This is a genomic window from Vibrio sp. 1402 (assembly GCF_033340275.1).
In genome coordinates, this window is the sequence record NZ_JAWOWE010000010.1 from 111,481 (window position 1) to 124,311 (window position 12,831).

Here is a 12,831-nt window from a genome sequence, read left to right on the forward strand (position 1 = left end):
TGTACGTCGATAGGGAAGTAAACCAAAAATGCGATAATTGAAAGCTCTGCCCTTAAGAGTATAACGTGCCACTTTTCGTAGTTTTGTTAAGAGGCACGTTACTAGTATTTTGGTTTGAAACTCTATCTAGCCAAGAGCAATAATTGAAGCCTTGAACTCTCATCTGAAGTCAAATCACGTGTAACTGATTTTACATATCTTGAAATATCAGTTATGTAACGAGTAGCATTAACTAGAATATCCTTACCGGTATCTTCACCAAGCCGACTAGACTCCACTTTTACTATGAACTCAACCCCTAACTTGCTGTCTTGAACTTTTACGTCAATAGTTTCTTTTTCTGTGCTTTCTAGAACCAAGTGTAGGTCTTTTTCACAAACAGCATCAGCAATAAATGTTGTAAATAAAAACTGACAATACCAATCTAAGCCAAGGCTCATATACTGTCGATAACGTTGTGTCGCTTGCCTGTTGCACTTAATAGAAATCTGAGACAGAACGGTAAAGGGGGCACCTGTAGATTGCTCAATAATTGTAAAATTAGCGTTTAGTAAACCTTGTTGAAAACCCCATGTCATAGACCAATCGACATGGCCATTCGAGCTAGCAATTCGGCTTTGCTGTTGGTTGGATATTCGAGCTAGTGAATCTACGACTGAGGTAAGTCCTGCGTCAAAAGATGAACGAAAGTCAGCATACATTTTTTCCCTCAAAAACAACGGTATATTGCAATCCTCGAGTAAAATTGGCAGTACAATAACTCTTTTTTCGTCCAACTCTCTCATTAGTGCTGAATTTAATTCCTTTTTACACCACTCAGACTCAACAGATTGTTTTGAGAGAACGAGGATGAGGGCACTAGATTCTTCGATAGCCTCTTGAACCTTACTTAGAATAGAATCACCTATGCTTAAGTTCCATGTATCAACCCATACATGAGTATTGTGCTTTACCAAGTGCGCAGCGAACTTGTTTACAAATTCTTCATCGCTGTGCGAATAACTTATAAAAACAGGCATTACTCCCCCTACTTTTTAATGACTTACAGGCATGATTGATAACTGATATTTCGACTCCAGTACGTACCTTACATACATGAGAAAAAGTAGGTCAATGACTAGTTGGCTAAATGAGATGTCAAGCTACCCAAACTCAGAAAGGGGCAGAACTGAGCTAGCCAGATGTAGCTAGCTCGAAGTTGGACATAAATGCGTTACTAAAAATCGAACATTAGCAATTCATGAATAACTTTTTATAAGGCAACTATTGTCAGTTATTACTCCTTCGTACAGTGCGCACTTTGTCTGCTTATGTTTAATGTGGTTGCACATGCGTCGTATAGTATATGTTCCTCTTTTTGGGAACATAGCAATGAAGTATCACGAAATGACTAAAAACTATATTTTTCGTGAATTTGAATGTGGTCTAACCGTAGATCAGACAGCTGAACTTTGTTTAAAATCTGTGAGGACTGTCAAAGAATGGGATAAGGGGAAAAATATACCTTCCGAGTGTAAAAGGTTAATGCGTATGACAAGAGGTCGAATACTGAGACCCTCATCTGATTGGGACAGTTTTAAAATGCACTATGACCGACTCGAGCTTCCAACAGGACAATTAGTGACAGCACAACAAGTGATTACAGGTATAGCATTGTTAGAGATTGGAGCGATGACTGATCTTGAAGTTGCTAGAAAGATATTAAGATATGCTAGGGCGTTGAGGGACAAGATGTAAAATGAGGCTCCTCTGGGAGCCTGATATTAAAAAGGTAAAAGCCATATCTTTAGACGAGTCCAGCGGCCAATAGGAACTTGATGTGTACTGTTCTCCCCTAAGTCAACTCTAGCTTGTTCGTTATGGCAGTATGTCATCAAGCTTTTTATTAGAGGGGGTTCTTCTAACTCTATAGATGCTTTCGTTTGATTAAATGTATGAGCACCTTCTTTTGTTAACTGATCATGCTCTTGTAATAAGACTTCAAGCTGTAAATATTTCTGCCTTAAAGTGGAGTGGAGAGTCGCTTTTGACTTTGTATCTACCACCAAATCGACTATCTGCAAAAATGCCGCAATTAATGTAAATGTAAGCGCAAGGGTTTCATTTTTATTCAATACAACAGTAAATGCAGCAGAGCTTGCCGCTAACGTAAAGATAGTGATAAATTTTGCAACCTTTTGATAGACTGATTGAGCGTACAAGTGGTACCTGATGCCAAGTCGAGTATTCCACATCAAGTTCCACCATCGACTTTCGTCGGTAACCTCTGGTTTAGCTTGCATGACAACCTCTATTTATCTTTCCCACTATCTGAGCCTGGTTTAGGCGGAGTAGAGTGAAGTTGCGTAATCTCTGTTTCAGAAGGTTTTTTCGAACTAGGACATGATATATCACTATTCGAAAAAGCATCTTTTTTCTTACGGTTGACAATTAAGCTAACACCTTGTCCCTTTGAGTTCGTTGGCTTTCGTGGCTTATTATTGTCTGTATTCTTTTTATTACTCATAAAGCATCTCCAATTGAGTTTTCGTGATAAAAATCTGACTTCTCAAGAAACTGGCCAAGTAACCTATCAAAGTAGGCCTCGATTGTGTTCGAAGAAAAATAATTGAGGTTACGTTCCGGCACGAGCAGGTCAATGGCACTAATGTTTCCAAAGTAGTTAATCAAAACATCAAAATGAAATACTGACTCTGAGAACACTTGAGTTTCAAAACGCACCTTAAGTACAAGTTCACCTTCAAAAATGACGGCATGAAATTTTGATTGAAAACTATACGATAAATAGTCAAAAGAAATAACTTGGTTTTCGTATTCAGCAAAATTTGACTCTTGGAGTAAAGTTCCTAGAATTTCCAGATTTGTTAATAATTTTTCATATTGGTCGTTCATTTGCCAACCGTACTCTCTGTGGTCCATAGCTACTCCCTAACATTTAGTTGAATAAGTTATCGTCAATTCAATATGCATTCAAGCTCAAACGATCAGGTGTGAGATATACCACCTAGATAAACAGATTGTTTCTCATATCAAAGGCTAGCAATTAGTTGGAATTTACCCCCGTAATACATCACGGGGATTAACAGCCAACAGCAGGAGAAGAATGGATAACTTTTAATATTGCAAAAACCGTGAACAGGGTTTGAATGAGTAAAAAGTCTAGCCAATAATGGGGCATAAATGAGCCAGCACAGATCTAGCTGGCTCGAAGATGGACAAAACCTTGTCAGTGCCTTCTCTAATTTAGAAAGCTACGAATAATCACAGGTATTGCAAAGTTGTTGTGAAGGGCTAGTGCGATGAGCAACATCGCACCAGAAAAGTATTGGCTGGGTTCGGATTTAGTGCCGTTAAGTTCAATCATCGAGCTTTAACGTACATCAAGTGCACTCCTGTTGGAGTGACTTTTGTTAAATCTCGGCTGTATACGTACCCATATTTTTCTAACAAGTCGATAGAGTGATATGTCCAGCCAGCAGCAAATGCCACGCCTGCCAATGCAAAATAAATACTAATTTTGTTAGCTAACTGCATAGCTCTTTGAGAATAAAGTTCATTAATCTTCTTCCCATATAGCAATGCTTTAGGTGTCATAAAAAGCACACACACTAAAGCCCCAAAAACACCAACAGGAACCCACAAGGTAATAACGGAAACTTGCACAGTATCGGCTCGATTCAATAGCTCAAGGTAATCCAAATAAACGCCATAAGAAGGATAAAACCAACACAACAGCATTAGTGAAACAAAAAATAAGCCAGCCACACGGATTTTAGTTTTATATCGCACTTTCTAACCTTTCAACTATCGTTTGAGAAATTTTGTATTCGCCCCAAGCCCATTCAATTAGAAGATATGTCGCTGTTACAGCAATTGCACCGATAATTATCGGTTGACCTAAGACAGCAGCAGCAAACAATGCGGCTTCACCAACTGCGCTTTGGAGCATAAATTTGAACATGTCAGAGCCAACATTCCCAAACCAATCCACTAGGTGGTAATCATCTTTGAACACTAGGTCACTAGTAGCAATACTCGCCGATACAACAAACGTTAAAACTCCTGCACCTTTAAAGTTTGCAACCCTAGATTTCGGGCTAAAACCAGTTTGCATTGCTTTAAATGAATTAAGCGGGTATTTTTTTCCGTTCATGTTGATACGAGAGCCATTCACTAACGCATGTTTGAGTACTTTCCCGTTCTGATCTGTCCCATTGAATGCGACAAAGATTTGTCCTCTGCTCTCAACAAGATCCGCCTTAATGTTCATATCCCCGAATTGCTTAGCAATAGACGCGGCGTCAAACATCGGCTCTGTGTGGTTGAACCATGATTTTGCTGTATTAATACTCGCTGCAAGAGCTGCAACGTCTTTACCAGAATCTAGCCAAACGTTATGCAATATCTTGTGCGCATCTTCTAAATCAGTAATAAGTACATGCTGATGATTCTTCGCCATTTCATCGTCAAGTGAACACTGTAGCCCGATAGAATCGCTTAGAATTTGAGGCGTTTTTAAACCTTGAGAGATTTGACCTAATCCAGCCTCTTGTCTATCTCTAAGAACCCTCTCTCTAATTTCTGCCCATCGCTTTTCATCGCTCGCGGTATACCTCAACTCTTCCTGACGCTCTCTACGTTGGCGAGCTGCTCGCTGTCTAGTTGTTTCTTGTCTTTCTTTTGGGGCTACAGGAGCGGATTCATATCTCATGGAAGTCGGTTTTACTGATAAATAAAAACGATAATAACAATATTTTCAAGTATTTATCATCCACAAGAAGACAATCTGATGATTTAACCAATCAAATAGGCAATCTGACAGGCTAAATAAGTATAATGTAGACTCAATCGTGTTGAGTTGCATTCTATCGAATAACTTTTTGTAGGATAAAATGAACGAAACAGATCTTGTAGAGTGTTTGGTCTAGCGAGTTTTGGGGCATTTTCGTGTTTCATGCCCCGTCAGCACACTGTTGGACAAAAGCACGTTAGAGTATGGGTTCTAATGTGCGAGACTTGGATTAGAAAAAGTATCTTGAAGCCTTAGACGTTTGTTATGCGTGTAGTTACATTTTTACGGAGCCAATAATGAACTGTAATAGTTGCTGTAGCTGCCAAACAATGGCTTGTACTGTTCAACAATAACCACCTTGCCCTCAATACAGATCGACTTGCAAATAACCTGAACAACCTCCCCATGCTCTAACTTTACGGCTGCTCTATAAATGTGGATGCTTCGGCTTTTATCAGGAGCATTAGTGTTATCCCACGAAGGTAGAACCACGCCGTGATGAGTCTCTATAAGCTTTCCTCGAAAGAACAGCTGATCAAAGCCAACAGCTATAACAATTCCAATACCAAGGAAAAATAATATGTATTTTGCAATTTGCTTCTTTTGCATATTATTTCCTCCAAGCACATAACGCCGCGTTGCGAATCCCTCTTGAGAAGTTTGTTAGTTTGTTCTCAGCTGTACCCAAGGGGTTTATTTATCGCTTAATTTTCTTCTTTTTTTCTGGGAATAAAAAAAGCAAACCCACCTGGCAAAGACGGATGTTCATCGCCATACCAACTTGAGCGGGCCCGTATTACTTCTGAATTACTTTCTTGTAGTTTGGAGAATACTAGATTGAATCCAAACCTTAACAACGAGATAAACTGCTCTGTACTGAATTGTGAAGTAATAAAATCTTCCCCACACTCAGCAGTTGAGATCGATATCTCTTCGTCAAGGCCAATACAGCTAATGATTATTTCTCGCACCTCAAAGTTGAAAGTTTGGCTAAACTCAACTTGCTCACCTTGTGACTGCTGTAAATCAAAAGCAGCATCAGATGTAAAGCCGTCGCATGTTAATAGAGAGATATTGTAAAGTCGTTTATCCCCTTTTAGACTTATTTGTGAAATGCGATGTTTAGATAAGTCTCGACTGTTTGGCTCAATGAACTCTTCTAAAATTATGTCGCTAAACTTTTGGCTAACACAATAATGAGGGTCTGTGTCATACATAATATTTTCTCTCTCACCACACTGAAATATGCAAACTAACACCCTGTTAAGGTGTGAGCAACGCAATACCGAAGTTGCAACATACCACCTTAAACACTAAAACCAACGCATAGTAAAAATGCCACACGTTGAGGGGCTGCTTAAATTGCTTGTTATGTAATTGCATGTTCGGACTTTATTGTTGCCACCAGACTACTAAAAACGCCCTTGTACTCAATGTTTTTTTGATGGATTTGAGTGCGAAAGCCAAATTCGAAGTGGGGGGGGACAACGATTTCAAGACCGTGAAATTCAGCGAGAGACTTTGCTTCTTGAGCCTGAGATACAAGCCGAAATGAACTAACTAAGTGAGTTCATTTCGGCTGCCCACTTGCCATTAGTCATCTACCTCACCCAGTAGCTTGCGCAGCCCTGTGACAAAGCCCCTAGGGAATACTTCGCTGTTGTATTCCATGTCTTTTACTTGCCCCGCCTGAGTATATTGCCAGTCGTTTTTTTCCATACATTCATCAGAAATGGCATACGCTAAGGCTTTTTTCTCTGATTCGGTGAGTGCGCCTGATAGAGATGGCAGCACTTCCACGCTCACTTCTGCGGTAGTATCAAACTGGCGTACAGGGCGTTTGTCGATGGTAATATTGGCGTGTTGCTTGAGTAAATTGACCTCTTTGCGGTAGCGGTTACGTTCGGCAATGATTTGACCGAACAAGGCGCGAACCGCAGGGTCTGGGATGCGCTCTAACAGTTTATTGTCCGCAGGGATTGATTTAGAGCGTGAGGTGTTGGATAGCGGTTTTTTGGTATTGGTATTGCACTTCGCTGCCCATGCTTCGATGAGTGTTCGGTAGTGCTTGTTACGGGTGGCACGCAAAGCCTCATACGCCAATCCGCCATTTTCGGCTGACACCCGTCCAATTTGCGTGATGGAGAAGTCACGCTGACCTGATTCCGCATAGGCTTTCAGTGTGTCGTTGAGCTTATCGAGGTTGTGCTGCGTGCGAGGCAGCTTGCCTTCTTTTAAGTCAGCCAGAATAACATCAATATCGAGTTCCATTAGCCCTCCAATAAGTTCGGTAGTGCGATGCCATCTAGGTGAATGGTTTTATCAGTCAATGCATGAATACCCTGAGATAACAGTTTGTTATCGTTCAGGTATTCTCCCGCTTCGATGTAGTTCGCCACCTTGCGGTAGCCTTCAAGTTTGTCATCAGGGTCAGCAATTTTCGCCATTTGACGCAACATGGCATTGGCAGCGATGAGTTGCTGTTTGTCGTCCATTTCCATAAAAATCGGCTCAAAGCCTTTTTTCATCAGCACACGGCTAAGTTGACGAGAGCGCTTTTCTATCGCGGGGGTTTTACGCAGCTCGTCCTGTAAGTCAGGGTAAAACTCCGCGTTATCACACAGCAGTGATAAGTGCAGTAACTCTGAGTCGGTTTCGATAAACCTCAGGGCATGACTTACATCTTGCTCAGAGCCAACCGCAATCAGCTTATCTTTGGCGTCATCTTCATTTCTGGTTTCTTCGACACGAATTACTTTATTGATAAGCTCAAAGCACGCAATCCAGTCTTTGGCGTATTCATCAGCTTCGACTTGCTGTTTTTCATAGCGGCGCTGTAGGGCTTGCAGTTCATCGTACTTGATAAACAACTTGCCTTGCTCCTCACAAAAGAACTGTTCGTCTTTGAGAGCTTCCAGTTTACCTTCAATCTCAACAGATAGGCTCGCGGCCTGATGCGCTTTGTAGCTCAGTTGATTGAAGCAGGCATTGAGTGCTGGAAGGTAACGTGCTTCGGTAATAAACCAGCGGCAGCGAGAGCAGTTTTCAGGGCCGTGAGGTACGCTAGAATAAATGCGATGTGTGGCAGATTTGGCATCTCTTATCAATTCGCCACCGTTCCAACAACCTCCAAGAGTACTGGCTTCATTTGATTTAACGGTGTTGCCACCAACCAGACACACCCCACACGAGCGCTCCTCCCAACCTATCGGGTTACGGTTAACCAGCGCCGCCTGAATGCTATCATCGTTGTGATACACCATCTTGCATTGTATTTGCTCCATCGAGGCATCTTTGAGGAAATTGCGTACCGATTGCTTGGATTTTTCGTCTAGCTCTCCATGCGCTTCATCCATTTTTTCTGCCATCACCGATGGGGTGATTTTGTTATAGTAGATAGTCATCAACAGGCGCGTATGCCCTGCCAATAGCTTAGAAATCACGGGCAATGGCAGTTGTGAATCCATCGTATAAGCCGTGATGAGTGAGACACGCAAACTGTGCAAAGGAAAGAGTGTGGCACTCATATCCCCTTTACTCTTACCTTCCGGGTAATCCACAACCAGTTTTAAACGTTTGCCATTTTCAAGTGTATTACCTTGCTCTGCAAGTTGGTTTTCTAACTCAAGGAGAAGTTGATACCAAAAAGGAGCTGTTGCGGTGGCACTGATAGGTTTGTGCTTATCCTCACCCTTTGCTGAAGCATCACGAAACAAAAAAGCAATTTCACCCATGCTCTCTAGTTGTTTGTCCGATTTTTTATTGACAGTGTGCTTTTTCAATAATGCAGTGCAGTCGGTAGGCTTTACAATCGGGTTGTATTTTTCTTGCCAGTTACGCAGTTTTTCCAGCCAGTACAGCATCTCTTCGTTCTGCCAAGGGATGATGTAACCACGTTCCAGTTCATCTTTGTTCTGGTCAGCGGTCTTGTTGGTGTTGATATACAACCCTGTTGAATACAGCCCTGTCATGGTGTCATGTATGCGGCGGAAAACACCTTTCCCAAAAGGGCGCTTTTCACTTCCAAGAACAAAATCATGTTGGGTATTCACTACCCATTGACCATTTTCGTATCGCCACGTATCGGCCTCTCCACTGTCTAGCATACGTACCTGATAGGTACGTAGAGGGAGATGGAGCTTCATAAAAATCACCATCGCTTTTACAGGCGACCAGATTTGGTGAATAACGGTAGGCACTGCTGCTTTGTCTCCCTTGGGTTTGCGTAAAACCTCTTTGCTACGCCACACACAGTCAGGGTCGGATTTATCAATCAGTTCAGGCTCGACTTCAAACCAGTCACCGCCTAGAGAACCATGTCCTGTCTGATGCTGCGCCCAAGTCCAGTGCTTAAAATGGCGATAGTAATAAGCTGAGAGAAAGGAATCATCGTCCTTGAGATTTTTCTCAATGACCGCAAGTTCGGTTTTATCAGGTAACGGACAAAGGATTTGGCGCAAGTCCTGAATATAGCGATACGGCAAAGGGTTACGTACGGTTTCCGCAGTATTAAATTGTACTTTAATTTTATTGAGCGGGTTTTGAACTAAGAAAGTAAGGTTGCCATTATCATCTTCTTCGGAGAACACTTTTTCAATAACAAAGTCGATGAATTCATAAGGATAGTTCACGCCTTTATAGATGAAAGCGGGGCTGTTTTGCGTTTTTTTAACCAGTTTTTCCAACTCTTCGCTAGAGCACTTATGTCCATGGTAGCCCTTAAAAAACAAATCTATATTGCCGATGGCATAGGGTGCATATTCAGCAATATAAGACTCAAAGAAGCGGCTTAACGCCTTCCGCTTGTCATCGACACCAGATGTTTGTGATGCCATCCACTCAGCCGCCAGTTCCTGCCATTGTTGCCATTCGGCACCAAGTGTGGTCAACATCCAAGAGAAGGTTAAATCCGATGCGCGTCCGTCATGTTTTTTGCCTCTACTCGACATTATTTACCTCTCAATTTTGGATGCTTGCCAGTGAAGTAGCCCTGCGGGTCGACGTCATCAAAACCATTCTCAATCAGAGTTTTCCAGTCGAGCGCTTTGACTTTGGATTCAGGGTTTGCCAGTTGCAACGTCGCTTGGGTCAGTTCGTCAGAGATTTCCTGCTGACCTTTTCCTGTGTAGGGGATTTGTGAGTCCAAAGACTTGTGGTGCATACAGCGGCGAATCACCAAAGGGTTCAGACCTGAACGCTCTAACCGTCTGCCGTAATTATGTCGGTGCCCATGTGGATCTAAGCCTTCTGCCTTGCTCGGCTCTAAACCAATGCGCTTTAAGCCGTTGGCGTAGTTATCATGGAAAGCGTTTATGGTGTAAGGATTGCCTAACGCGCTGTGATGAAACGCAATAAACGCATAAGGGTGATGGCATTCGATGCTAGCACGGTACTTTTGATAGGTTTTCCACAGTGACATAAACACTCTGCCATAGTCGGTGGGAAACCATTGAACCTGTATGTACTTATCTTTATGGTCAGGCAAACGCCATTTCCTACCAAGATGAGCAGTACCTTTCATTCGTATTCGAGGGATACGCGCATACTTTTCTTTTAAGTATGTTTCTCTATTCTGATTTTTAGAACGCACTTCAAGATCACTTGGCGCTTTACCGTCGATTTCATCGTAAATTCGAACGATAGCGCTATCCGGTTTATAGGGGGCTTCAAACACATCTGTGACCCAGAGCGTTAAAGCCTCACTTTCGCGTAGCCCGCCACCGTGCATAAGCATGAGTATTAACTTATCCCTGAGAGCCACTCGTGGGTCGCTCGCGCCACCAATGCCATTTATATAAAAGTCTTCCCAATGCTTTTCAGGAAAGGCGATAGCATCATCTTCGGTTTTGGTGAGTGGTATGCGTCCCTTAATGGTTCGCGCCTTACGGATGGTTTTATTGACGGTTTTATCTTCGATATGGCCGAGGAAATCATTTTGGTTTTTTCTATACCATGCAGCGTAATTTAATCGCTGCTCATGAGGTGTGGCATCGCGCAAAGGATTCATAGGTGCCGAGCCTTGCTTGTCTGACAGCCAATCAGTGAATGCCGTCAGTCGGTGAATGTGCTTATTCACGTTACTGGTTGAACTTGGCACCCAATACAAACTTGATGGGTCAAGTCCATCTTCACCAATCGTTCCTGTGTATAGCCGCTTAGAAAAGGTCTGAAAGAGCAACTCCGGATCGTCAAACAATCCTCTATTTGCTTCCATATAATCCAGCAACAAGGATACAGCTTGAATAAATCCATCCATGACAGAGTTACTCACCCCGTCCGCTTCTAGCTTGAGTAGGTAGTCTGTGACTGTACTTAACTCTCCTTGCTCTGTTACCAAGATAGACAGTTGGCTTTTGATGCCCGTATTGTCTTCTACAATCGTCGCTCTGACTTTTACTGATGACAAATTATGCTTTTTCCATACACAGTATACATATAATTTACTGTATTCCTATAATTTAGATTGTGCAATAAAAAGGCAGATTTCTCTGCCTTAATACACAATATACACCCTTTAAGTTACTATATATAACGTATGGCACCCTTTGTCGTTTTTCGTGATTGAATTATGCTTTCTCTGGAATCGCTTCTAAAAGCGCGACCATCTGTTCCCAGTACAACTGAACAGTATCAATCTTCACTTTCTCATCTGGAGAGTGAGGGAATTTTATTGTTGGACCGAAAGAAACCATATCCATGTGTGGGTATGGTTCTTTAAATAGGCCACACTCAAGACCAGCATGGATGACCATGATGTTCGGCTTATGACCGTAAATGCCTTCATACATATCACGGAAAATTGCCATGATCTCGGAATCTGCATCTGGCTTCCAGCCAGGGTAAGCGCCTGAGAACTGAATTTGTGCGCCTGCTAGCTCAGTAATCGAGCGCAGCATGCTTTCCACTTGGCTACGGCCAGAGTCAATGAGAGAACGAATCAAGCAAAGCACGGTGACTTTATTTTCTTCTGTGCTGATCACACCAACGTTTAGAGAAGTTTCAACAACGCCTTCCACCTCATCACTCATACGGATTACGCCGTTTGGACAAGCGTTAAGTGCCGCAATGAATCGTTGCTGATCGGCGATTGAAAATACTTGGGCGTCAGTCGTGATCACTTCATTAAAGGTTACGATACCTGTTTCGATTTTACCCAATTCAGTTTTAAGCAGCTCAGTGTAGTGGTTGAACAGCTCAGCAAGCTTGTCTTGGTTTTCGACAGGAAGCGCGACAGTAACAAACGCTTCGCGAGGGATTGCATTACGTAAGCTACCACCACGGAATTCGACTAAACGTAAATCAAGCTCTTGAGCATGACCGGCAAGGAAACGACCAAGTAATTTGTTGGCATTACCGCGACCTGTGTGAATGTCACAACCTGAGTGACCACCTTTTAGGCCTTTCAGCGTCAGTTGGCGTGTTACAAAACCTGCAGGCGTTGATTCTCGAGAAATATCGAAAGTCATGGTGCCATCAACGCCACCTGCACAACCCATGTAGACTTCGCCTTCTTGCTCAGAGTCTGTATTTAGAAGAATCTCACCCTCTAACCAACCAGCTTCAAGGCCAAATGCGCCAGTCATGCCTGCTTCTTCATCAATCGTCAGCAGAACTTCGAGTGGACCGTGCTTAATATCTTTAGATGCCAATACAGCAAGGCAAGAAGCCATACCAATACCGTTATCTGCACCAAGCGTCGTGCCTTTCGCAGTTACCCATTCGCCATCGATGTAAGGTTGGATTGGATCTTTGGTGAAGTCGTGTTCAGTGTCTTCGTTTTTCTGCGGCACCATGTCGATGTGTGCTTGAAGTACAACAGCCTTCTTATTTTCCATTCCTGGTGTCGCGGGCTTTTTGATGAACACGTTACCGGTTGGATCACGGCGAACGTCAAAGCCTTGCTCTGTTGCCCAGTTGATAATGTACTGTGCTAATGCTTCTTCATGTTTCGATGGATGAGGGATTGAACAAATCTTATCGAAAAACTGCCAAAGTGGAGCAGGTGATAAGGTACTGATCTCAGAATGGAACTCAGACAC

13 protein-coding genes are annotated in these 12,831 nt (G+C 42.6%); 1 reads left to right on the forward strand and 12 read right to left on the reverse strand.

Annotated features, from left to right (window positions below):
- Nucleotides 1-122: 122 nt before the first annotated feature.
- Nucleotides 123-1,019, reverse strand: a complete 897-nt coding sequence (locus tag R7044_RS17845) for a toll/interleukin-1 receptor domain-containing protein (RefSeq protein ID WP_225455724.1) — start codon at nucleotides 1,017-1,019, stop codon at nucleotides 123-125.
- 352 nt (nucleotides 1,020-1,371) lie between these two features.
- On the opposite strand from R7044_RS17845, the gene R7044_RS17850 reads away from it, so the two are divergent.
- Nucleotides 1,372-1,737, forward strand: a complete 366-nt coding sequence (locus tag R7044_RS17850; protein ID WP_225455725.1) for a regulator — start codon at nucleotides 1,372-1,374, stop codon at nucleotides 1,735-1,737.
- A gap of 26 nt (nucleotides 1,738-1,763) precedes the next feature.
- On the opposite strand, the gene R7044_RS17855 is transcribed toward R7044_RS17850, so the two are convergent.
- From R7044_RS17855 to R7044_RS17905, 11 genes are all read right to left on the reverse strand, one after another.
- Nucleotides 1,764-2,282: a hypothetical protein gene (locus R7044_RS17855; RefSeq protein WP_225455726.1), complete on the reverse strand. Its 519-nt coding sequence runs from the start codon at nucleotides 2,280-2,282 to the stop codon at nucleotides 1,764-1,766.
- 8 nt (nucleotides 2,283-2,290) lie between these two features.
- On the reverse strand, nucleotides 2,291-2,506 hold the full coding sequence (locus tag R7044_RS17860; RefSeq protein WP_225455727.1) for a hypothetical protein: 216 nt from the start codon (nucleotides 2,504-2,506) through the stop codon (nucleotides 2,291-2,293).
- Nucleotides 2,503-2,919, reverse strand: a complete 417-nt coding sequence (locus R7044_RS17865; protein WP_225455728.1) for a hypothetical protein — start codon at nucleotides 2,917-2,919, stop codon at nucleotides 2,503-2,505. The genes R7044_RS17860 and R7044_RS17865 overlap by 4 nt, the downstream gene beginning before the upstream one ends.
- A 441-nt stretch (nucleotides 2,920-3,360) precedes the next feature.
- On the reverse strand, nucleotides 3,361-3,789 hold the full coding sequence (locus tag R7044_RS17870) for a hypothetical protein (RefSeq protein ID WP_318141729.1): 429 nt from the start codon (nucleotides 3,787-3,789) through the stop codon (nucleotides 3,361-3,363).
- Entirely contained in the window at nucleotides 3,779-4,711 is a 933-nt protein-coding gene (locus R7044_RS17875; RefSeq protein WP_020196717.1) for a hypothetical protein, read from the reverse strand. Before R7044_RS17875 ends, R7044_RS17870 begins: the two co-directional genes overlap by 11 nt.
- A 363-nt stretch (nucleotides 4,712-5,074) precedes the next feature.
- Nucleotides 5,075-5,401, reverse strand: coding sequence for a hypothetical protein (locus R7044_RS17880; protein ID WP_213899792.1), 327 nt, complete (start codon nucleotides 5,399-5,401; stop codon nucleotides 5,075-5,077).
- Between the two features lie 95 nt (nucleotides 5,402-5,496).
- Nucleotides 5,497-6,009, reverse strand: a complete 513-nt coding sequence (locus R7044_RS17885; RefSeq protein ID WP_213899793.1) for a hypothetical protein — start codon at nucleotides 6,007-6,009, stop codon at nucleotides 5,497-5,499.
- Between the two features lie 376 nt (nucleotides 6,010-6,385).
- Nucleotides 6,386-7,063, reverse strand: a complete 678-nt coding sequence (gene gmtX, locus R7044_RS17890; RefSeq protein WP_213899794.1) for a gamma-mobile-trio protein GmtX — start codon at nucleotides 7,061-7,063, stop codon at nucleotides 6,386-6,388.
- Nucleotides 7,063-9,741, reverse strand: a complete 2,679-nt coding sequence (locus R7044_RS17895; RefSeq protein ID WP_213899795.1) for an integrase family protein — start codon at nucleotides 9,739-9,741, stop codon at nucleotides 7,063-7,065. The genes gmtX and R7044_RS17895 overlap by 1 nt, the downstream gene beginning before the upstream one ends.
- A complete protein-coding gene (gene gmtY / locus R7044_RS17900) occupies nucleotides 9,741-11,198 on the reverse strand; it encodes a gamma-mobile-trio recombinase GmtY (RefSeq protein WP_029865152.1) in 1,458 nt (485 codons plus the stop codon). Before gmtY ends, R7044_RS17895 begins: the two co-directional genes overlap by 1 nt.
- A gap of 160 nt (nucleotides 11,199-11,358) precedes the next feature.
- Nucleotides 11,359-12,831: an aminoacyl-histidine dipeptidase gene (locus R7044_RS17905; protein WP_053350265.1), complete on the reverse strand. Its 1,473-nt coding sequence runs from the start codon at nucleotides 12,829-12,831 to the stop codon at nucleotides 11,359-11,361.